Below are 21165 nucleotides of genomic sequence, written 5' to 3'. Positions count from 1 at the left end.
CACCGGCCATCGGGAGCTGAAGGCCGGTCACCGCGACGACGGAGGGGACCGTCCCGTGCCGGGGCGGTCCCCTCCGTGCGCGAATCAGGTCAGGGGGCGGGTGCAGGCGTGGCCGTTGAGGGTGATCAGGGTCGGGGCCGGGTTGGCGAGGGCACCGGCCTTGCCGATCAGGCCGAAGGTCACGCTCGCGCCGGGGGCGATCTTCGCGTTGTACGACAGGTTTTTCGCCGTCACCGTCGCCCCGGACTGGCTCACCTGCGCCGACCAGGCGGAGGCGACGCTCTGGTCGCCGGTGAACGCCCAGCGGGCGGTCCAGCCGTTGATCGTGGACGTGCCGGTGTTGCGGACGGTGACCTGGGTGTTGAAGCCGTCCGGCCAGGTGCCGTTGATCTGGTAGCCGGCGGCGCAGGTGGGCGCCGGGACCGCGCCGGCGTCACCCTGGTCGGCGAGGAACGAGGCGAGCCAGGCCAGCGCCGAGTTCCAGTTGATCGCCACCTCGTTGGTCGAGTACGAGTTGATGTCGTCCACGTAGCAGAACATCGGCTGGCAGCCGGCCAGCAGCTGCGCGGCGTACGGGTCCTGGATGCCGGCGTTGGGGCCCCCGGCGAGCGAGCCGGCCGGCGGGTGCGGCAGGTCCGGGTTCAGCTGGTGGCCGAAGATCCGGCTGTGCTGGTTCTGCGCCGAGTGCTCGCCCCAGCCCGTCACGTACGAGATGTTGAGCGCGTTGCGGCCGAACAGGTAGTCCGCCGCCTGGACGGCCCCGTCCCGGTACTTCGCGTCCCGGGTCAGGTCGAAGGCGGTGCCCAGCACCACCGCGTTGTTCACCACGTTGCTGTTGCTGCCCCAGACGTAGGCGGCGGCGTCACCGGGCAGCGGCAGTCCGTACGCCTGGGCGCGCAGCGCGGCGAGGTACCCGTCGGCGGCGGCGGTCACCGAGGCGCGGACCCGGACCCGGTCGGCGGAGGGTAGTCCGTTCGGCACGGTGGCCAGGTCGAGCCGGCCGAGCGCGGCGACGCTCTGCCAGCCGAACGCCCCACCCGGCGTGAACACGTCGCCGGTGTGGTGCGGCGAGGCGGTCACGTCGTCCAGGTAGGTCTTCTTCCCGGTGGTCAGGTAGAGCTCCACCGCCGCCCAGTAGAACTCGTCGGTGACGTTGTCGTCCTCGTACGCGCCGCCGCCGGTGCCGTCGGTGACGCTGGCGTAGCGCGCCGGGTGGGCCTTCGCCGCCGCGTACGCGGTCTTGGCGGCGGTGCCGCAGTGGGCCGCGAACGCCGCGTCGTACGGGGCGAAGAGGCGGGCGCACTGGGCGGCGACGGCGGCCAGGTTGAGGGTGGCCGCGGTGGACGGCGGGTGCAGCTCGCGCGGCTGCGGGTCGTCCTGCGGGGCGAGCGGCAGCCCGGTCCACGCCCGGTCGTGGATCTTGTGGTGGGCCATCCCGGCGAGCGGCTCGCCGGCGGGCACCTGCATGCGGAGCAGGAACTCGATCTCCCAGCGGGCCTCGTCGAGCACGTCGGGGACCGTGTTGCCGCGCTCGGGCACCCGGAGGGTGGCGTCGCCCAGGACGGTGCCACCGTCGGCGGTCTCCGCGGTCTTGGTCCGCTCGAAGGTGTTCAGCAGCTGGTAGGCGGCGATCCCGCCGTTGACCACGTACTTGCCGTGGTCGCCGGCGTCGTACCAGCCGCCGCGCACGTCGAGCGAGTAGTCGCAGACGCCGGGCTGGCATCCGACGCTCGTGTCGCCCTGGTTGGGCTCCACGCCGAGGTGGCCGGCGGGGCGGGCGTACCCGGCGCCGATCAGGTCGCCGTCGATCGGGGTGCCGCTGCGCTGGGCGTAGAAGAACTGGAGCGAGTCGGCGCGCAGCCGGTCGTACAGGGCGCCGGAGATGTCGAACGGGTGGCTGGTCTCGCCGTCGGCTACCAGCGTGTAGCCGGTGCCCGGCGTCCGGTACGCGGAGAAGTCGATGGTCTGCACGGGCTGGCCGGAGGCCGCGTCCACCCCGCGCGGGGTGCTCTCGCCGCTGGCCACCACCGCGCCGGCGGCGGAGCGGAGCTGCCAGGGCAGCGGGTCGGTCGCCCCGGTCACCACGGTGGCGTTCTTCGGGCCGCCGGGCAGGTAGCCGACCTGGTTGACCCGCACCCGGGGGCCGGTGTCGGGCTGGTACGGCGGGGCGGCCTCGCCGCCGCGCAGGGAGACGTTGTCCAGGCAGAGGCGCTGCTCGGCGGTGGCGCCGCCGACCTGGAAGACCAGTTGGGCGTTGTCGTTGGCGGCCGGCACGGTGAAGGTCTGGGTGACCCGCTTCGGCTCGGTGCCGGCGGTGGTCTCGACGCTGGCGTACGTCGTGTAGGGGGCGCTGCCGAGCTGGAGGACGGCCTTGACGGCGGCGCCCGGGGTGGCGGAGACGTCGAAGCCGAGGACGTACTCGGCGCCGGCGTTGAGGTGTACCCCGTCGTGGCCGATGCCGGCGTCCCACGGGTTGGCCAGCCCGCCCGCGACGGTGGTGCAGAGCCGGCCGTCACCGGCGTCGAGCGCGCCGGTGCCGTAGGAGAACCAGGGGGCGACGCCGGCGCTGAAGTCGCCGTTGCTGATCTGTTCGGGGGCGTCGGGTGGGACCTCGGCGTGAGCGGTGCCGGCGCTGGCGCCGGTGAGCACCAGGGTCGTCGCTGCCAGCACCGCGAGGTGGCGGCGGCGGCGTCGGATCAGGATCACGGGGATTCCTTTCCGGGTGGGGGAGCGGTGGGGTGCCGGGAGACCTCTGGGAGCGCTCCCAATATCAGCTCGATGTTTCCAGCGCATCTCCGCCGTGTCAATCGATCGGGCTGGATGACCTTCCGCGGGCCGGCCGGAAAAGCCTCCCCAGCAGGGAAACCACAGTGAGATTCGCCGCGCCATGCGGCGTCGTCCTGATCTCCTAGAGACAACAGCGCCCTTCGCCTGGCAGGCTGCCTCCCATGACCCTGAAGCTTCGTTCCGTCGGGGCGAGCGACCGTGGGCTGATCCGCAGCGGAAACCAGGACGCCCTGCACGCCGGTGCCTGGCTCGTCGCCGTCGCCGACGGCATGGGCGGGATGGCGGCCGGCGACCTGGCCAGCCGGATCGCCATCGACGCGTTCGCCCCCCTCGACCTGGCGACCCCCGAGGACTCGTTGGTGGCCGCGCTGCAGAGCGGCATCGAACTCGCCACCGCGCGGATCCGCCAGGCGGTCGTCGAGGACGCGGAACGGCAGGGCATGGGCACCACGCTGACCGCCCTGCTCTTCGCCCGGACGGGGACCTGCCTGGCCCTGGCGCACATCGGGGACTCCCGCGCCTACCTGTTCCGCGAGGGCACGCTCAAGCAGATCACCCGGGATGACACCTTCGTCCAGATGCTCGTCGACCAGGGGGTGATCAGCCCCGAAGAGGCGGCCAGCCACCCCCGGCGGGCGGTGGTGACCCAGGCCCTCCAGGGCGAGGAGGTCTCCCCGACGTACGCGACGATGCCGCCCTGGGCCGGTGACCGCTGGCTGCTCTGCAGCGACGGCCTCTCCAACGTGGTCCGCGCGGACACCCTCGCCGAGGTCCTCGGCGAGACCGCGGACGCGGAGCAGTGCGCCCGCCGGCTGATCGATCTGGCGCTGCGCGCCGGCGGGCCGGACAACGTCACCGTGGTGATCGCCGACATCGTCGAGGAGTAGTCAGCGCCGCCGGTGCGTGGTGTGCCGGGTCGGCGCCGCCGTGGTCGGGTCCTCCGGCCACGGGTGGCGCGGGTAGCGCCCGCGCAGCTCCGCGCGGACCTGCGGGTACCCGGTGCGCCAGAACGACGCGAGGTCGGCGGTGACCGCCACCGGCCGGCCGGCCGGGGAGAGCAGGTGCAGCAGCACCGGCACCCGCCCGTCGGCGATCCGGGGCGCGTCCCGCCAGCCGAACGTCTCCTGGAGCTTCACCGCCAGCACCGGGGCCGTCGGGTCGGTGTAGTCCACCCGGACCTTCGAGCCGCTGGGCACCTCGATCCGTTCCGGGGCCAGCTCGTCCAGCCGGGCCGCCTCCCGCCAGGGCAGCAGCCGGCGCAGCGCGCCCGCCACGTCCACCCGGGCCAGATCTGCCCGACGGCGGCCGGCGGCCAGCTCCGGGCCCAGCCACTCGTCGGCGGCGGCGAGCAGCGCCTCGTCGGTCACCTCCGGCCAGTCCCCGCCCAGCGCGTGCCGGCAGAATGCCAGCCGGGCGCGCAGCGCCCGCGCTGCCGGCGTCCAGTTGAGCAGCGCCAGCCCTTCCCGGCGCAGACCCTCGCGCAGCGCGGCGGCCAGCAGCTCGCGTCCCGGCCGGGCCAGTGGCCGGGTGACCAGCTCGATCGCGCCGAGCCGCACCACCTCGCGCGCCACCACGTCGCCGTCGGCCCAGCCGACCTCCCGCTCCTCGCGCCGCAGCGGGCCGCCGGCCTCCCGGGCGGTCGCCTCGTCCAGCGCGGCGGCGAGCCGGATCCGGGCGGTCGGCGCGCCGGGGGAGCGGTCCGCCACGGCGACCGCGAGCCAGTCGACGCCCGTCAGGCCCGACCCGGGCGCCAGCTCCGCCGCGGTCCCGCCGGCCATCAGGTACGACGTCCCACCGGCCCGGCGCACCCGGGCCAGCCGCTCCGGGTACGCCAGGCCGACGAGCAGCCCGGCGGCCAGGTCGTCGGGGAGGTGGCCACCGGTCGGCCGGGAGCGGTCCGGCAGGGCGGCGCGCAGCCGGCGTACCTCGGCCCGCCAGCGGGCGGTCGCGCCCGGGTCCGTCTCCGCCCGCAACCGGCGCCAGCCGGCGACCAGGTCGTCGTCCCGGCCGGTCAGCCCCTCCTCGGCGAGCAGCGCGACCAGCTCGGCCGCCCGGTCCACGCCGACCCGGCCGGCGCCGTCGAGCAGCGCCCGCCCCAGCCGGGGATGCGCGCCCGCCGCGGCGATCGCCCGGCCCCGGGCGGTGATCCGGCCGTCGCCGTCCACCGCCCCGAGGACCGTCAGGGTCTCCCGGGCCACCGTCAGCGCCGCCGGGGGCGGCGGGTCGGGCAGGGCCAGCCCGGCGCCATCGGGGCTGCCCCAGGCGGCCAGGTCCAGCGCGAAGCCGGTCAGGTCGGCGGTGGCGATCTCCGGCTCCGGCTGCGCGGCGAGCCGTTCGTGGGTCGCCTCCGACCAGCACCGGTAGACGTACCCCGGGGCCTCCCGGCCGGCCCGGCCGGCCCGCTGGGTCGCCCCGGCCCGGGACACTCCGACGGTGACCAGGGCGCCCAGCCCCCGGGACAGGTCGGTGCGGGCGACCCGGCTCAGCCCGGCGTCCACCACCACCCGGACCCCGGGCACGGTCAGGCTGCTCTCGGCCACGGCGGTGGCGAGCACCACCCGGCGGCGGTCGGCGGGGCGCAGCGCGGCGTCCTGCGCGGCGGCGGGAAGCCGCCCGTGCAGCGGCAGGACGGCCACCCGGTCGGCCAGGTCGCCCAGCCGGCGGGCGACGGCGCCGATCTCACCGGCGCCGGGCAGGAAGACCAGCAGGTCCCCGTCCTGCTCGTGCAGCGCCCGGCGGACGGTGGCCGCCACGTGGTCCAGCAGGGCCGGGTCGACCCGACCGGCACCCGGCGGCGCGACCGGCCGGGACGGCGGCGTCCAGACCCGGGTGACCGGGTGCAGCGCGGCCTCGGCCCGGACGATCGGGGCAGGGCCCTCCCCGCCGCCGAGCAGCGCGGCGAACCGGTCCGCCTCCGGCGTCGCGGACATGGCCAGCAGCCGCAGGTCCGGACGCAGGGCGGCGCGGGCCTCCACCGCGAAGGCGAGCGCCAGGTCGGCGTCGAGCTGCCGCTCGTGGCACTCGTCGAGCAGTACCGCCCCGACGCCGGGCAGCTCGGGGTCGTGCTGGAGCCGGCGGACCAGCAGGCCGGTGGTGACCACCTCGATCCGGGTGCCCGGACCGACCCGGCGCTCCCCGCGCACGGCGTACCCGACCCGGTCGCCGACCCGCTCGCCGAGCAGGGCGGCCATCCGCCGGGCCGCCGCGCGGGCGGCCACCCGGCGGGGCTGCGCGACCAGCACCCGACCCTCGACGTCGTCGGCCACGGCGAGGGGAGCGAGGGTGGTCTTGCCGGTGCCGGGCGGCGCCACCAGGACGGCGGCGCCCGCGGCGGCCAGCGCCCGGGACACCGCCGGCAGCACGGGCCGGACCGGCAGGTCGAGGGGTACGTCGGAGAGCACGGCGGTCGGCGGCCCGCCGGTCAGCGGGGGCGTACGGTGTCGACGCCGGCGACGAAGGACGTCCACGCGGCGGGGTGGTAGACCAGAACCGGGCCGGGCCGGTCCTTGCTGTCGCGCACCGCGACACCGCCGGGGACGGTGGCCACCTCCACGCAGTTGCCGTTGCCGATGCTCCGGGTGCTGGTGCGCCAGCGCGCCCCGGACAGGTCGAGCGCGGTCATACGCGTACCTCATGTCCCTTGTGGCGTGCCGAAACTGGGTCACGCAAAGTGACGAGCAGCCTCCTCCAGGCGGGCCACGGAGCCCGCCGGATCCAGTGCCGTGCGGCACAGCTCCTCGTGCACCAGGCTATACCCGCGAACCTGCCCGGCCTCCTCCAGAGCCAGGCCCATCGTGAGATTGTCCAGGTAGACCACTGGATAGTCGGCCGCGTCGGCGAAGCCGAGGATGACGTACGGCGCGCTCATCGCGGGGTGCCCGCCGGTCGCGAAGGGAAGTACCTGGACAGTCACGTTCGGTGAGTGGGCTATGTCGGTCAGGTGGCGCAGTTGCCCGGCCATCGCCGCCGGCCCGCCGACCGGACGGCACAGCACCGCCTCGTTGAGCACCACCGACAGCTTCACCGGCGACTCCCGCCGCAGCACCTCCTGCCGACGCAGCCGGGCGGCCACCTTGCGCTCGAGGCCGTCCTCGCCGGCGGTACGGCGGAAGACCTCCCGGGCGTACGCCTCGGTCTGCAGCAGGCCGGGCACCGCCTCCGCCTCGTACGTGCGCAGCGTGGTCGCCTCCGCCTCCAGCCCGACGTAGAACTCGAACCACTCCGGCAGCACGTCGCTGTAGCTCTGCCACCATCCGCGCTGCCGGGCGTCGCGGGCTATCTCGATGAGTGCCTCGGCGTCCGCTCCGGTCACCTGGTAGAGGGCGAGCGCCGCGCGGACGTCCCGGGGGCGGATACCGATCTGGGCGTTCTCGATCCGGGACAGGTTGCTCTTGGACATGTCGAGCTGGCGAGCCGCGACATCGAGCGTCATCCCTGCGCCTTCGCGCAGCTGGCGGAGTTCCCGGGCGATACGACGGCGCCGAACGGTAGGGCTGGTGGTCACCCTCCGAGTCTGTCACGGCAAGATCCCCAGGTCGCGTGAGCACGGAGTGCAACTGCGAAAAGTGGGAGTTGCATTGAGCGGACGGCGCGGGCATCCTGTCACCCGGCGTCGATCACTAGTGGACACATTGCGTTGGAGGCTCGTTTGCTCATCGCCGACGAGTTCTTCCTGATAGCCCACAACGACAGCCGGGGCAAGGCGAAGCTCCACCCCAGCGCCACCGGTCTCGGCCTGGCCGGCGCCCTCCTCGGCGAACTCGTCCTGTTCGGACAGATCACTGTGTCCAACGGACTCCTCACCGTCGTCGACCGCCGGCCGCCCGCCGACGCGCTCTCCCACACCGTGCTCGACCAACTGATCGGCGAGTCCCAGCACCAGGCCGTCCGGACCTGGCTGAGCTTCCTGGCCCAGAGCGCGACCATGTCGGTGGGGGAGCGGCTGGCCCGTGCCGGCGTGCTGCGCCGCCAGGAGAACCGCCGCCTGCTGCGCACCTCGGTCAGCTACGTCCCGATCGACCTCAACGCCGTCGCCTGGCCGTCCACCCGGCTGCAGGCCCTGCTGGAACGGGCGGACCCGCCGTCCGTGGCGGACGGCGCCCTGCTCGGACTGGTCGCCGCCGCGGGGCTGACCCGCGAGGTGCTGTGGAGCGCCGGCCCCCGCGCCCACCACCGCCTCGGCGCGCTGATCCAGTCACTACCCGCCCCACTGAAGGAACTCGTCGCGCACACCGAGGCCGCCGTGGGCGCGGCGGTGCTGCGCGGCGCCCCCTGACCCCCGGCGCCACCCCCCACCCCTCCCCTCGAACCGGAGTAGCCCCCATGCCCCCGACAACGACGCTGGAACGACCCAGCAACGTCTCCGACGCCCTGGCCCGTGGCCGGCTCGGTATCCCCTCCGTCATCTTCTTCGTCCTCTCCGCCGCCGCGCCGCTGACCGTGGTCGCCGGCGTGGTCACCACCGGCTACGCGGTCACCGGCGTCACCGGCATCCCGCTGGCCTTCCTCGTGATCGCGGCGGTGCTCGCGCTCTTCTCGGTCGGCTACGTCGCGATGGCCCGGCGGGTCGCCAACGCGGGCGCCTTCTACGCGTACATCGCGCGCGGACTGGGCCGCCCGGCCGGTGTCGCCGCGGCCTGGGTGGCGCTGATCGCCTACAACGCGCTCCAGGTGGGGCTCTACGGCGCGATCGGCGCCGCCGCCGAGCCCGTGCTGACCCAGCTCTTCGGCGGCAGCCCGGCGTGGTGGGTGGTCGCCCTGGTCGCCTGGGCGCTGGTCGCCGCGCTCGGCGTGCTCCGGGTGGACATCAACGGCCTGGTGCTCGCCGTGCTGCTGATCGCCGAGATCGCGGTGATCCTCGTCTTCGACCTGGCGCAGGTGACCCACCCGGCCGGCGCTTCGGTCAGCTTCAGCACCCTGTCGCCGGACAACCTCTTCGTGCCGGGTGTCGGCGCCATCCTGGTGCTGGCGGCCACCGGCTTCACCGGCTTCGAGTCCGCCGTGGTCTTCAGCGAGGAGAGCAAGGACCCGAAGCGGACCGTGCCCGTGGCCACCTACCTCTCGGTCGCCATCATCGCCGCCCTGTACGCCTTCTCGTCCTGGTCGATGACGGTGGCCACCGGGCCGGACAAGATCGTCGACGCGTCCCGCGAGCAGAGCACCGGGCTCATCTTCGGGCTGGCCGGCGAGCACCTCGGCGACACCGCCGTCACCATCGGCCAGGCGCTCTTCCTCACCTCGTTGCTGGCCGCGATGATCTCGTTCCACAACACCACCGCCCGGTACGCCTTCGCCCTCGGCCGCGAGCGGGTGCTGCCGGCGGTGTTCGGGCAGACCTCGCCGCGCACCGGCGCGCCGCGCGTCGCGTCGCTGGCGCAGAGCCTGCTCGGCCTCACGGTGATCGTCCTCTACGCGGTGGCCGGCTGGGACCCGCTGGTGCAGCTCTTCTTCTGGGGCGGCACCGGGGGCGGCTTCGGCGTCCTGCTGCTGATCGCCGCCACCTCGGTCGCGGTGATCGTGTTCTTCGCCCGCACCGGCGCGGCGGAGACCCTCTGGCGTCGGGCGATCGCCCCGGGCCTCGCGGCCATCGCGTTGACCGTCATCGTGGTGGTGGCGGTGGCCAACTTCGCCACCCTCCTCGGCGTGGCCCCGGATTCGCCGCTGCGCTGGATCATCCCGGCGGTCTACCCGGTCGCCGCGGTGCTCGGCGCCCTCTGGGCACTGGCGCTGCGCAGCAGCCGTCCGGGCGTGTACGCCCGGATCGGGCTGGGCGCGGAGAGCGCGGCGGCCGGCGTCGGTTCGGTCGCCGATCCGGTGGAGGCGCGCCGGTGACCGAGGTACCGATCGAGCGGCTCGGCGCGGACGAGACCCGCCCCGTCGCCGAGCTGATCGCCGCCGCCTTCGAACCGCTGGCGGTGACCCGGTGGCTCGTTCCCGACGACGCCAAGCGGGAGGCGGTGCTGGCCGACAACTTCGAGATCCTGATCGACCACGCCATGCGCCACGGCCTGGTCCAGGCCACCGCGGACCGGTCCGGGGTGGCGGTCTGGCTCCCGCAGGTCGGCGAACCGGCTCCGCCGCCGGCCGACTACGACGCCCGGGTCGCGGCGTCCTGCGGGGAGTGGACGCCGAGGTTCCAGCACCTCGACGAGCTCTTCGAGGCCAGCCACCCGCACGACGCCCATCACCACCTGGCCTTCCTGGCGATCGCCCCGGGGTGCCAGGGTCGGGGCATCGGCACGGCGTTGCTGCGACACCACCACGCGACGCTGGACGCCGAGGGGGTGCCGGGCTATCTGGAGGCGAGCAGCGAGCGCAGCCGCGACCTGTACGCCCGGCACGGCTACCAGGTCCGGGAGCCCTTCCGGCTGCCCGACGGCACGCCGTTCTACCCGATGTGGCGGGAGCCCGCCGCCCGCTGACGGTCGATCCGACGGGGCCCGGCGCGCGCCGGGCCCCGTCGGCGTACCTCTCGAGCTGTTGGTGCTGAGCCGCGACGGGGGCGTACGGAGAGGCCCGGCCGGCGAACCGCCGACCGGGCCCTGAGGAACGCGACGGTGACCGGGTCCGCCGACCCGGCCACCGTCGACCCCCCTAGTACGTACCGTCGAGCTGACCCCGCAGCTTCGTCAGCGCCCGGGCGAGCAGCCGGGACACGTGCATCTGCGAGACGCCGATCTGCTCGGCGATCTGCGACTGGGTCAGGTTGCCGTAGAAGCGCAGCGTGAGGATCTTCTGCTCGCGCTCGTCGAGGGTGGCCAGCGCCGGGCCGAGGGCGACCCGCAGCTCGGCCAGCTCGAACTCGTTGTCCTCGCCGCCGAGCATGTCGCCCAGCTCGGTGGCGCGGTCGCCGTCGCCGGTCGGGGTGGACAGCGACACCGCGTTGTAGGCGCGGGCGCCCTCCAGGCCCTCCAGGACCTCTTCCTCGGTGAGCTTGAGGTGCGCGGCGATGTCGGCGACCGTCGGCGAGCGGCCGAGGGTCTGCAGCAGCGAGCTGTTGGCGTCGGAGATGGCCAGCCGCAGCTCCTGGAGGCGGCGGGGCACCCGGATGTCCCAGGTGCGGTCCCGGAAGTGCCGCTTGAGCTCACCGATGATGGTCGGGATGGCGTAGCCGGCGAAGTCGACGCCGCGGGTCGGGTCGAACTTGTCGATCGCCTTGATCAGGCCGACGGCGGCGGTCTGGGCCAGGTCGTCGGTGGGCTCGCCGCGGCCGCTGTAGCGGTGGGCCAGGTGGTTGGCCAGCGGCAGCCAGGCCTCGATGGCCTTGTCCCGCAGGGCGGCGCGGGAGGGGTGGTTGGCGGGCAGCGCGGCCATCGCGTTGAGGAGGTCCGCGGCGCTGTCGGTGAGCGCGCGCGGGTCCAGCTTCTCCGTGGTGGACGGCACTGTGGTCGCCTGCTCGCTGATGGTTGACGCGGTCATTGGTGGTCCTCCCTGCACCTCGTCCGCGGGCAAAAAGACGTGACGCTTTGGTTTAGCTTCAGATGGGCCGTTCGGGACTCACCTTAACCTGATCGTCGCAGCAAAATCTAGCCGAAAGGCTGATGTACTTAAGTTATTTACAGGCAGGAAAGCACTGTAACGGGCATAACTTATCGGCCTTGTGATCACGCTTACCGGGGCCGACCGGCCGACCGCGCGCACCATCCATCCACCCCCGTCGAGCCGTCCGGGTCCGGTCGCCGGTCGAGCGGTCAAGGTGACATCCGACAGTGGGCGCCCAGTGTCGGCTTTCCGTCGTTGTCCCGTCGATGGGACCGGTCGTAACGTCGCGGGTGAACATCCCCTGGTACGGAGGCGCCGTGCTCAATCCCGCGGATCCGCAGCTCGTCGTCGACAGCCGCACCCTGCACTTCAGCTGGCTGCCGGCGGATCCCGACGCGGTCGCCGCACTCGTCCCGGCCGGGCTGTCACCCCGGCCGGACCGGCTGGTCTTCATGAACCAGTACGTGGTCGAGGACGCCGCCCAGACCTCCGGCTTCGGCGCCTACACGCTGACCTATCTGGGGGTGGCGCTCAGCGGCGTGGACGCCCCCGACGGGGTGACCCCGGGCGGCTGGTGGACGCACTACGTGAACTCCAGCCCCCGGGTGCGGGCGTACGCCCTTGCCCGCGGCGCTCCCGCCGTGGCCGGCCGGACCACCATCGACGTGCAGGGCGACCTGCTGGTCGCCGAGACCGAGGCCGACGGGGTGCCGCTGATCCGGGCCCGGGCCCGGATCGGGGAGACCGGCCACCAGGTACGCGCCGGCCACAACCGCTACCTGACCATGCGCGACGGGCAACTGCACAGTGCGGTCTACCCGTTCGTCTCCGAGCCGGTCACGCCGTTCGAGATCGAGTCGGTGGAGTTCCTGGACCCCGCCCACCCGATCTACGCGCTGCGCCCGGAGAACCCGCTGCTGATCGCCTGGGGCTTCTACTCACCGCGCACGGCGTTCGCGTACCCGGGCGGCCTCAGCCCGTACCCGACGCCGGCCCTCCGGTCCGGCACCGAACGGCCGGTTCACCAGGTGCCCTCGCGCCGGGCCCGCAGCGGCCTGCCGTCCGGGTCGTAGACCAGCCGGTACGCCGGCAGCGCCCAGAGCCGGGTGCGCCAGGCCAGCCGCTCCGGCCGGTGCGGGCGCAGCCGTCCCGGCGGGCGGGGACCCTGCCGGCCCGAGTCGTGCCAGCGCTGGAGCGCGTCGGCCGACGCGGTGATCGCCCGTACCGCCGCCGCGGGGTCGAGCAGGTCGTCGTCCTCCCCGCCGTCCGGGTCGCGGTCCAGGTGCTCGCGCCAGAGCCGCAGCCGCAGCTCCCGGGCGAAGACCCGGGCGCCGTCGCCCTGACCCGCCGGGTCGGCGGGCTCCCGCTCGTCGCGGGTCTCGTCGAGCACCGCGCAGGACAACTCGCTGTCGTGCGTCCAGGACCGGCGGTTGAAGTTGTCGCTGCCGACGCTCGACCAGACGTCGTCGACCACGCAGACCTTGGCGTGCACGTAGACCGGCTCGCCCGCCCGGTTCTCGACGTCGAAGACGTGCACCCGCTCCGGGGCCGTCTTCTGGCACAGCGACAGCGCCTGCTCCCGGCCGACCATGTTCGGCGGCAGCGCCAGCCGGCCGTCGACGTCCGGGTGCCGGGGAACCACCGCCACCAGGTGCAGGTCGGGCTGCTGGCGCAACGCGTCGGCGAAGAGCTCGGCCACCTCGGTCGACCAGAGGTACTGGTCCTCCAGGTAGATCAGCCGGCGGGCCCGGCGCACCGCCTTGGTGTAGCCACGCGCCACGGTGCGCTCGCCGTCCGGGGCGAAGGAGTAGCGCGGGCGTACCGCGGGGTAGGTCCGTAGCACCTGGATGTGGTGCGGGCCACAGGGCGGCGGATCGGCGGGCTGGGCGGGCAACGGGTCCGGGCTGAGGTCCGCCTTGCGCAGCCGGTCCCGTAGGTACGCCAGCGGGTTCTCCGAGTCCAGCGGCATCGGGTCGGTCCAGCGCTCCCGGAAGGTGGTGTCCAGCGCGCCCACCACCGGCCCCCGCAGCGCGAGCTGCACGTCGTGCCAGGGCGGGTGCGGGCCGTATCTCGGCGACATGACGACCGCCTGCGGGTCGCCCCGGTGCTCGGCGTCGTCGCGGCGGCTGTGGCACAGGTCGATCCCGCCGGCGAAGGCGATGTCGCGCTCCGGCGCGCCCGGGTGCCGCAGCACCACCAGCTTCTGGTGGTGCGAGCCGCCCCGGCGTACCCGCTGGTCGAGCAGGACCTCGCCGCCGGCTGCGCAGACCGCCTCGCTGAGGCTGCGGTTCTCCGCCTCGCTGTACGACAGCGCGTCGAGGTGGGAGCGCCAGAGCAGCCCCTTGACGACCACGCCGCGCTGGGCGGCCTGGGCGAAGAGCTGCACCACGGTGGGCCCGTCGGGGCGCAACCGTTCGTCCGGGTCGCCCCGCCAGTCGGTGAAGAAGAGGTGGTCGCCCGACCCGAGCGCCTCGACCTCGGTGACCAGGCGGTCGAAGTACGCGGCACCGTGAATCATCGGCTCAGCGAGGTTTCCGGTCGTCCAGACGGGTAATTCCGAGACCGGGTTGGCGCGTTCCTCAGCGGTCAGGAACCAGTCCTGCATCGCCACGTTTCAGCCCCCCGAGGTCGCTCGACAACGTCCTCACGGTAGGTCCCCCACCCCGGGTCCGCACGTCGGTCGTCGCCGGCGAGGCCCGGTGAGGGCCACCGCACACACCCAGACGCGAACACCGAGGAGGCCACAGCATGCCCGCCGAGACCAGGAACTCCCTGTCCGAGTACCGCCCGCAGGCGGTCGAGAGCGAACGGGGCGCGGTCCTGGCGGTGTTGCTCATGGTCATTCTGGGCGTCGCCGGGATCTTCGCGGTCTCCTAGGCGCGACGGGCGCCCCGCGGTCGCGGGGCGCCCGTCGGTCCGGTCGGGTCAGGGGCGCTCGCCCTGGCCGCCGGTGTGCGGCAGACGCTCGGCCGGCACCACCCCGAGCTTTCCGGCCTGGAAGTCCTCGAAGGCCTGGACGAGCTCGGCGCGGGTGTTCATCACGAACGGCCCGTAGTGCGCCACCGGCTCCCGGATCGGCTGGCCGCCCATGATGTAGAGGTCCATCGCCGGGGTGTTGGCGTCCTGCTTCGCGTCGGCGGTCACCCGCAGCGCGTCGCCCGGACCGTGCACGGCCAGCTGCCCGGTGTGGAACGGCCGCGCGTCGGTGCCGACCGTGCCCCGGCCGCCCAGCACGTAGACCAGCGCGTTGAAGTCCGGCCGCCAGGGCAGGTTCAGCTCGGCGCCCGGCTGCAGCGTCACGTGGGCGATGGTGATCGGGGTGTGGGTCGACCCCGGGCCCTGGTGTCCGGCGACCTCGCCGGCGATGACCCGGATCAGCGCGCCGCCGTCGGCCGTGGTGACCAGCGCCGACTCCCGACCGCGGATGTCCTGGTAGCGCGGGGGCATCATCTTGGCCACCCGGGGCAGGTTGACCCAGAGCTGGAGGCCGTGGAAGAGGCCGCCGCTCATCACCAGGTGCTCCGGCGGCGCCTCGATGTGCAGCAGGCCGCTGCCGGCCGTCATCCACTGCGTGTCGCCGTCGGTGATGGTGCCGCCGCCGCCCTGCGAGTCCTGGTGGTCCATGATCCCGTCGATCATGTAGGTCACCGTCTCGAAGCCGCGGTGCGGGTGCCACGGGGTGCCCTTCGGCTCGCCCGGGGCGTAGTCGACCTCGCCCATCTGGTCCAGGTGGATGAACGGGTCCAGCTCGGTCATCGGCACCCCGGCGAAGGCCCTGCGGACCGGGAAGCCCTCGCCCTCGTAGCCGCTCGGCGCGGTGATCATGCGACGCACCGGGCGGTAGCTGGTGCTCTCGTCGAGCCGGGGCAGGCGGGGCAGGACGAGGACGTCGTCGACGGTGATGGCGGGCATCTCGGGCTCCTTAGCTGTCGCTGTGGGTGGACGACGCGTCGCGGTCGGCGCCCAATCGCCGGCCGAGCCGCTCGAAGACCCGGGTGAGGCAGGCGACCTCGGCGTCGTCGAGGTCGTCGATCAGGTTGCGGCGTACCGAGGCCAGGTGGGGCGGCGCGGCCTCGCGCAGGGTCAGCAGCCCGGCGGCGGTGAGCACCGCCTCGCTGCCCCGGCGGTCCTGCGGGCAGGACTCCTTGGCGACCAGGCCGCGTCGTTGCATGGACGTCACCTGGTAGGTCAGTCGGCTGGGGGAGAAGACGAGCCGGTCGGCCAGCTCACCCATCCGGAGTCGCTGCCCGGGCGCCTCGGAGAGCAGGACCAGCACGTGGTAGTCGGCGAAGCTGAGCTCGCTGTCCCCGCGCAGGTCGTCCTCCAGCCGGGTGAACAGCCGCTGGCTCGACTCGATGTAGGCGCGCCAGCAGGCCATCCGCTCCCGGTCCAGGCTCTCCGTCATGGTGCCCACAGTAGCACTTCTTAAAATTTAAACAAGTGCTTCGCAGCGGCACCGGCAAGGAGCAGTTGGGCCTGCGGTGGGCAGGACGTTGCGATTTGAAGGAAAGCCGGCCCGGGGCGGTCGCGGCGGCCCGCACGTGCCACACTCCGGCCGTGGAAGACGTCACCCTCACCGCCCCCGGCCTGCTGCTGCGCCCCTGGCACCCCACCGACGCGCCGGCCGTGCTGGCCGCGTTGCCCGACCCGGCGATCGCCCGGTGGAACCCGCAGCGCGTCACCGACCTGGCCACGGCGGCCGCCTGGATCCGCTGGCGCGGCGACCACGGCAGCGGTGACCGGATCTCCCTGGCGGTGACCCACCCGGCCGACGGCGCGCTGCTCGGGGCCGTCTCGCTGCACCAGATCCACGACGGCAACGCCTCGATCGGCTACTGGACGGTGGCCGCCGCCCGGGGTCGTGGGGTGGCGCTGCGGGCGGTCACCGCGCTGACCGACTGGGCCTTCGCCACGCTGGGGCTGCACCGCATCGAGCTCTGCCACGCGGTGCCGAACGCCGCCTCCTGCCGGGTCGCCGAACGGGCCGGCTACCGCCTGGAGGGCCTCCTGCGCGAGTCCCACCGGTACGGCGACGACCGCCGCTACGACGAGCACCTGCATGCCCGGCTCGCCACCGACGACCGACCGGACGCCCCCACCGCTGGCTAGGCTCGGTGGGTGGACGATCTCGAACTGCTCGACTGGCGGGAACAGGTGGCCCGGCTCTACCTCTCCGAGCTCGACCTGGCCGGGTTCCGCGCCGCCCGCGACGAGCTGTTCGCCGGGCACCCGCAGAGCCCCGTGCCAGCCGCCGACCGGGCCGCCTTCACCGGGCTGGGCTGGTTCCCGCCGAACCCGGAGGCCGTGGTGGAGGCGCCGCTGCGGCCCGCCTCGGGCACCGAGAGCATCGACACCGGCGGCCCCGACGGCGTGGTCGACTACCGGCGGGTGGCGGTCGCCCAGACGCCGTGGGGCCCGCTCACCCTCTGGTGGATCGAGGCGTACGGGGGTGGGCTGTTCGTGCCGCTGCGCGACGGCACCTGCGGCACGCAGAGCTACGGCGGTGGCCGGTACCTCACCGACACGGTCAAGGGCACCTACGGGCGCGGCCTGACCGTGCTGCCGGGCGGCCGGGTCCGGCTGGACGCCAACTACCTCTACAACCCGAGCTGCGCGTACGACGACCGGTGGGCCTGCCCGCTGGCGCCACCGGAGAACCGGGTCGACGTGCCGATCCGGGCCGGCGAGCTGGCGTACCACCGGTGAACCACGGCCACGCCCCCACGCGGTGCGCCGGGGCGTGGCCGGTACGGCTCAGCGGGCCGTCGCGCCGGTGGGCGTCAGGTGCATCCGCCCCAGCAGCCCCCGGGCCTGATCGGCCAGGTTCGCGTCCACGGTCACCGCGTACTGACCGGCCCGCAGTGAGCTCGCCGAGGTGAAGTCGCGCTGGCCACCGGACATGGCGTGCGCCACCGCGCCGAAGACGGCACCCCAGATCGCGCCGATCACCAGCCCGACCAGGATCACCGCCACCCAGTTGCCGACCGTGAAGATGCCGAACAACAGGCCGATGAAGAGGCCGAACCAGGCGCCGGTACCCGCGCCGAGCAGCGCCGCGCGCCCGGTGCTCAACCGGCCGAGCACGGTCTCCACCAGGGTGAGGTTGGTGCCCACGATCGCGGTGTGCTCCACCGGGAACCGGTTGTCCGCGAGGTAGTCCACCACCCGCTGGGCGGAGGGGTAGTCCGGGTACGACCCGATCGTCACGGTCGGCGGACCGGCCTCCGGGCCGTGCCCGTCCCCGCTCGGGGTGGCCAGCCGACCGGCCGGACCGGACGGGAGGTTGTCGCCACCCGGCATCCCGGGACGCCAGCTGGCGGTCGGGCTCGAGGGTCTGGTCATGAGCATCCTCCTTCGTCAGCGGCCGGTGTTCCCGTCGAGGTGCGGCGGTAACGCCGCGGCCGGGAGGAATGCCGGTCCGCCGGCCCGGGTAGGCCCCGACGTGGACAGCGGACGGATCAGCGATCACGGCTTCCTGGCGGACGGGCGCAGCGCGGTGCTGGTGGACCGGAACGGTTCGGTCAACTGGTGGTGCCCGGCCCGCTTCGACGGGCCGTCGGTCTTCGGTCGGCTGCTCGACGACCGCGCGGGGCACTGGACGATCCGACCCGACCGCGCGGCCACCAGCGAACGCTCCTACCTGGACGACACGCTGGTGCTGCGGACCGTCTTCAGCACGCCCGGCGGTGCGGTGGCGGTGACCGACGCGCTGGCCCTGGAGCCGGGCGCCCGGGGCCACGACATCGGCCTGCGCTCGCCGCGGGTGCTGGGCCGGCTGGTCGAGGGCCTCTCCGGTGAGGTGCCGGTGCGGGTCGAGTACGCGCCCCGGTTCGAGTACGGGCGGGTCACCGCGTACCTGATTGAGTCCGACGGGATCATCAGCGCGTCGGCCGGCGCGTGCCGGCTCGGCCTGCGCGGCGACGTGCCGCTGGACTGCGCACACGGCACCGCCACCGGCCGGTTCACCGTCCGGGCGGGGGAGAGCTACGGCTTCACCCTGGGGTACGCCCCGACCTACGGTGCCGACGACCCCGTGCTGCCCGACGCCCGACAGCTGGTGGCCGACGCGGTCGCCGGCTGGCGGTCCTGGGCCGACCTGCACCGCGACCAGTACGGGGGGCTGTTCCGCGACCAGGTGCGGCGCAGCGCCATGGTGGTGCAGGGGATGACGTACCAGCCCAGCGGCGCGATCGTCGCGGCGGCCACCACCTCGCTGCCCGAGGAGCTCGGCGGTGACCGCAACTACGACTACCGGTTCGTCTGGGTCCGCGACTTCAGCCTGACCCTCCAGGCACTCTGGCGGGCCGCCTGCCCGGACGAGGCCAATCGGCAGTTCGGCTGGGTGGCCCGGGCGATGGGTCGGATCGCCGACGACCCGGTGCCCATCATGTACGGCGTGGAGGGCGAGCGGGATCTCACCGAGCACCATCTCAGCCACCTCTCCGGGTACGGCGACAGCCGCCCGGTCTTCGTCGGCAACGACGCGTGGAAGCAGCGGCAGAACGACGTGCTCGGCGAGATCCTCGACGCGGCCTGGCTGATGCGGCACTACCTGGACCCGATGTCGCCGGAGGTCCGCCACCTGCTGCACAGCCTGGCCGACCAGGCGGTGCGGGACTGGCGACGACCGGACGCCGGGATGTGGGAGGCGCGTGACGCCGAGCGGCACTACGTCTCGTCCAACGTGCAGTGCTGGACGGCGCTGGACCGGGCGGTGCGCTTCGGGCCGCGGATCGGTGACCCGGCCGACCTGGCCCGCTGGGCGCAGGCCCGGGACGAGGTGCGCGAGGCGGTCCTCACGTACGGCTGGAACGACCGGCTCGGCGCGTTCACCGGGGCCTTCGGCTCCGACGAGCTGGACGCCTCGGTGCTGATCATGCCGCTGGTCGGCTTCCTGCCGGCGGACGACCCGCGGATGCGCTCCACCATGGACGTGGTGGAGCGGGAACTCTCCCGCGACGGACTGCTGCGCCGCTGGAAGGACGACCCGGCCGGCTTCGTCATCTGTTCGTTCTGGCTGGTCAGCTGCCTCGCCAAGGCGGGCGAGCAGGACCGGGCGGTCCGGCTCTTCGAGCAGCTCGTCGCCCGGGTCAACGACCTCGGGCTCTACGCCGAGCAGATCGACCAGGCCACCGGGGAGCAGTTGGGCAACTTCCCGCAGGCCTTCTCGCACATCGGTCTGATCAACGCCGCCGGCTGGCTCACCGAGGCCGCGGCGCAGGCGCGTGCCGAGCACCGCCGCCAGTCCGTGCCGACCGGTACGGGAACCGAGGAGGGAGCACGCTCATGACCGGACGACTGACGGGCCGGACCGCGCTGATCACCGGCTCGGACTCCGGGATCGGGCAGGCCACCGCGATCGAGTTCGGCCGCGAGGGCGCCGACGTGGTGGTGCACTACCTGCACGACCACGCCGGGGCCAACCACACCAAGGCCGAGATCGAGAAGGCCGGCCAGCGGGCGGTGGTGGTGCAGGGCGACATCAGCGTCGAGCACCAGGTGGAGGCGATGTTCGACGAGGCGCTGGCCGAGTTCGACCGGCTGGACATCCTGATGAACGACGCCGGGGTGGACGCCTCCGGCATCCCGGTGGCCGACCTGGACACCGAGACCTGGGACCGGTGCATCCGGACCAACCTGTACGGCATGTTCTTCTGCTGCCGCCGGTTCGTCCGGCACCGTCGGGACCAGGGCGGACAGGGGAAGATCATCAACATCACCTCGATCCACCAGGAGGTGGCCCGGGCCGGCGGCGCGGACTACGACTCGAGCAAGGGCGGGATGCTGGAGCTGGCCAAGAGCCTCGCCCTGGAGGTCGCCCCGATGCACATGAACGTCAACAACATCGGGCCCGGGATGGTGCTCACCCCGTTCAACCAGGAGGCCATCGACAATCCGGACTACCTGCACGAGCAGGTGCAGTCCATCCCGTGGAAGCGGGCCGCCGAGCCGACCGAGATCGCCAAGCTGGCCGTCTTCCTGGCCAGCGACGACGCCGACTACGTCACCGGCTCGACGTACTTCATGGACGGCGGGCTGATGCAGAACCAGGGTCAGGGCGCCTGATCCGTTGCTCAGCGCGCGGCGCGGCGCAGGTGCCCGGCGGTGGCCTCGTCGGCCGGGAAGAACGACTCGACCGAGAGCTCCTCGACGGTCACGTCCAGCGGGGTGCCGAAGGTGGAGACCGTGCTCAGCAGGCGCAGCTCGGCGCCGTCGTGGCGCAGCCGCAGCGGAACCACCACGTCCGCCGGGCCGGGCGCCCCGCTGGTGTCCGGCCCACCGCCCGGGGTGGCGCGCAGCTCCTCGTGCAGGGCGGTGAGGACCGGGTCGCCGGTCAGCGCGGCCTGCCGGCGTAGCCGGGCCAGCAGGTGCGCCCGCCACTGGGCCAGGTTGACGATCCGGGGGGCCAGCCCCTGCGGGTGCAGCGACAGCCGCAACGCGTTGACCGGCGGCTGGAGCAGGTGTGCCGCCACCCCTGCGGTGAGCAGCGGCAGGGCCGCGTTCGCGGCGAGCAGGTTCCAGTGCCGGTCCAGCGCCACCGCCGGGTACGGCTCGTGCGCCCGCAACACCAGTCGCACCGTGTCCAGCACCGGGCCGAGCTCCGGGGAGTCGAGGGTCGCGTGCGGGTAGACCGGCGCGTAGCCGGCGGCCAGCAGCAGTTCGTTGCGTTCCCGCAGCGGCACGTCGAGGTGTTCCGCCAGCCGCAGCACCATCTCCCGGCTCGGCGCGGACCGCCCGGTCTCGACGAAACTCAGGTGCCGGGCGGAGACCTCCGCCTCGACCGCGAGGGCCAGCTGGCTCAGCCGGCGCCGCTGGCGCCACTGCCGCAGCAGCGGGCCCACCGGCCGCACGATCACGTCGCCCACAGCGCACATGCTACGGACGCCACGGGGCAGG

Annotated in this window: 20 protein-coding genes; 10 read left to right on the top strand and 10 right to left on the bottom strand. The window is 73.7% G+C overall.

The features are described from left to right. Nucleotides 1-84: 84 nt before the first annotated feature. Nucleotides 85-2793 (bottom strand): glycoside hydrolase family 9 protein, encoded by a 2709-nt coding sequence (locus tag V6U81_RS04245; RefSeq protein ID WP_420883964.1) that lies wholly within the window; start codon nt 2791-2793, stop codon nt 85-87. 155 nt (nt 2794-2948) lie between these two features. On the opposite strand from V6U81_RS04245, the gene V6U81_RS04240 reads away from it, so the two are divergent. Then, nucleotides 2949-3674 (top strand): PP2C family protein-serine/threonine phosphatase, encoded by a 726-nt coding sequence (locus V6U81_RS04240; protein ID WP_334484634.1) that lies wholly within the window; start codon nt 2949-2951, stop codon nt 3672-3674. Here V6U81_RS04240 and hrpB read toward each other — a convergent pair whose 3' ends face one another. Genes hrpB through V6U81_RS04225 form a run of 3 tightly spaced genes read right to left on the bottom strand, consistent with a single transcriptional unit; the run spans nt 3675 to nt 7291 of the window. After that, entirely contained in the window at nt 3675-6188 is a 2514-nt protein-coding gene (gene hrpB, locus V6U81_RS04235; RefSeq protein ID WP_334484798.1) for an ATP-dependent helicase HrpB, read from the bottom strand. 20 nt (nt 6189-6208) lie between these two features. Beyond that, entirely contained in the window at nt 6209-6409 is a 201-nt protein-coding gene (locus tag V6U81_RS04230) for a DUF397 domain-containing protein (RefSeq protein ID WP_334484633.1), read from the bottom strand. 39 nt (nt 6410-6448) lie between these two features. After that, nucleotides 6449-7291 carry a helix-turn-helix domain-containing protein gene (locus V6U81_RS04225; RefSeq protein WP_334484631.1) on the bottom strand — a complete coding sequence of 281 codons (843 nt, stop codon included), beginning with the start codon at nt 7289-7291 and terminating at the stop codon, nt 6449-6451. A gap of 144 nt (nt 7292-7435) precedes the next feature. On the opposite strand from V6U81_RS04225, the gene V6U81_RS04220 reads away from it, so the two are divergent. From V6U81_RS04220 to V6U81_RS04210, 3 genes are read left to right on the top strand one after another with little or no spacing between them, the layout of a single operon-like run. Further along, nucleotides 7436-8062, top strand: a complete 627-nt coding sequence (locus tag V6U81_RS04220) for a GOLPH3/VPS74 family protein (protein WP_334484796.1) — start codon at nt 7436-7438, stop codon at nt 8060-8062. Nucleotides 8063-8109: 47 nt separating this feature from the next. Continuing rightward, on the top strand, nt 8110-9618 hold the full coding sequence (locus V6U81_RS04215) for an APC family permease (RefSeq protein WP_334484629.1): 1509 nt from the start codon (nt 8110-8112) through the stop codon (nt 9616-9618). Further along, nucleotides 9615-10208, top strand: coding sequence for a GNAT family N-acetyltransferase (locus V6U81_RS04210; protein ID WP_334484626.1), 594 nt, complete (start codon nt 9615-9617; stop codon nt 10206-10208). The genes V6U81_RS04215 and V6U81_RS04210 overlap by 4 nt, the downstream gene beginning before the upstream one ends. A 172-nt stretch (nt 10209-10380) precedes the next feature. On the opposite strand, the gene V6U81_RS04205 is transcribed toward V6U81_RS04210, so the two are convergent. Beyond that, entirely contained in the window at nt 10381-11205 is an 825-nt protein-coding gene (locus V6U81_RS04205) for a SigB/SigF/SigG family RNA polymerase sigma factor (protein WP_334484623.1), read from the bottom strand. Nucleotides 11206-11585: 380 nt separating this feature from the next. On the opposite strand from V6U81_RS04205, the gene V6U81_RS04200 reads away from it, so the two are divergent. Beyond that, nucleotides 11586-12341 carry a hypothetical protein gene (locus V6U81_RS04200; protein WP_334484620.1) on the top strand — a complete coding sequence of 252 codons (756 nt, stop codon included), beginning with the start codon at nt 11586-11588 and terminating at the stop codon, nt 12339-12341. On the opposite strand, the gene V6U81_RS04195 is transcribed toward V6U81_RS04200, so the two are convergent. Further along, on the bottom strand, nt 12290-13879 hold the full coding sequence (locus V6U81_RS04195) for a phospholipase D family protein (protein WP_334484617.1): 1590 nt from the start codon (nt 13877-13879) through the stop codon (nt 12290-12292). The two genes, V6U81_RS04200 and V6U81_RS04195, sit on opposite strands and share 52 nt — an antisense overlap. A 137-nt stretch (nt 13880-14016) precedes the next feature. Here V6U81_RS04195 and V6U81_RS04190 point away from each other — a divergent pair, with 137 nt between their 5' ends. Then, the gene (locus V6U81_RS04190) at nt 14017-14145 is read left to right on the top strand and encodes a hypothetical protein (protein WP_334484614.1); all 129 of its coding nucleotides are present in this window, start codon (nt 14017-14019) and stop codon (nt 14143-14145) included. Between the two features lie 48 nt (nt 14146-14193). Here the strand turns inward: V6U81_RS04190 and V6U81_RS04185 are convergent, their stop codons facing one another. Continuing rightward, entirely contained in the window at nt 14194-15180 is a 987-nt protein-coding gene (locus V6U81_RS04185; RefSeq protein ID WP_334484611.1) for a pirin family protein, read from the bottom strand. Between the two features lie 10 nt (nt 15181-15190). Next, complete coding sequence (locus tag V6U81_RS04180; RefSeq protein WP_334484608.1) at nt 15191-15673, bottom strand: MarR family winged helix-turn-helix transcriptional regulator; 483 nt, start codon at nt 15671-15673, stop codon at nt 15191-15193. Nucleotides 15674-15825: 152 nt separating this feature from the next. Between V6U81_RS04180 and V6U81_RS04175 the strand changes: the two genes are divergently transcribed. Continuing rightward, nucleotides 15826-16377 carry a GNAT family N-acetyltransferase gene (locus V6U81_RS04175; protein ID WP_334484605.1) on the top strand — a complete coding sequence of 184 codons (552 nt, stop codon included), beginning with the start codon at nt 15826-15828 and terminating at the stop codon, nt 16375-16377. Nucleotides 16378-16386: 9 nt separating this feature from the next. Beyond that, nucleotides 16387-16974, top strand: coding sequence for a DUF1684 domain-containing protein (locus V6U81_RS04170; protein WP_334484602.1), 588 nt, complete (start codon nt 16387-16389; stop codon nt 16972-16974). A gap of 48 nt (nt 16975-17022) precedes the next feature. On the opposite strand, the gene V6U81_RS04165 is transcribed toward V6U81_RS04170, so the two are convergent. Beyond that, nucleotides 17023-17610, bottom strand: a complete 588-nt coding sequence (locus V6U81_RS04165) for a general stress protein (RefSeq protein ID WP_334484600.1) — start codon at nt 17608-17610, stop codon at nt 17023-17025. 100 nt (nt 17611-17710) lie between these two features. Here V6U81_RS04165 and V6U81_RS04160 point away from each other — a divergent pair, with 100 nt between their 5' ends. After that, on the top strand, nt 17711-19558 hold the full coding sequence (locus V6U81_RS04160) for a glycoside hydrolase family 15 protein (RefSeq protein WP_334484595.1): 1848 nt from the start codon (nt 17711-17713) through the stop codon (nt 19556-19558). Then, the gene (locus tag V6U81_RS04155; RefSeq protein WP_334484592.1) at nt 19555-20334 is read left to right on the top strand and encodes an SDR family oxidoreductase; all 780 of its coding nucleotides are present in this window, start codon (nt 19555-19557) and stop codon (nt 20332-20334) included. The genes V6U81_RS04160 and V6U81_RS04155 overlap by 4 nt, the downstream gene beginning before the upstream one ends. A gap of 8 nt (nt 20335-20342) precedes the next feature. On the opposite strand, the gene V6U81_RS04150 is transcribed toward V6U81_RS04155, so the two are convergent. Further along, entirely contained in the window at nt 20343-21134 is a 792-nt protein-coding gene (locus V6U81_RS04150; RefSeq protein ID WP_334484590.1) for an MmyB family transcriptional regulator, read from the bottom strand. Nucleotides 21135-21165 lie beyond the last annotated feature (31 nt).

Source organism: Micromonospora lacuserhaii (genome assembly GCF_036902735.1).
Taxonomy (GTDB): Bacteria; Actinomycetota; Actinomycetes; order Mycobacteriales; family Micromonosporaceae; genus Micromonospora.
The sequence above is the reverse complement of the archived record's forward strand: the minus strand, read 5'-3'. Positions and strand labels throughout refer to the sequence as shown.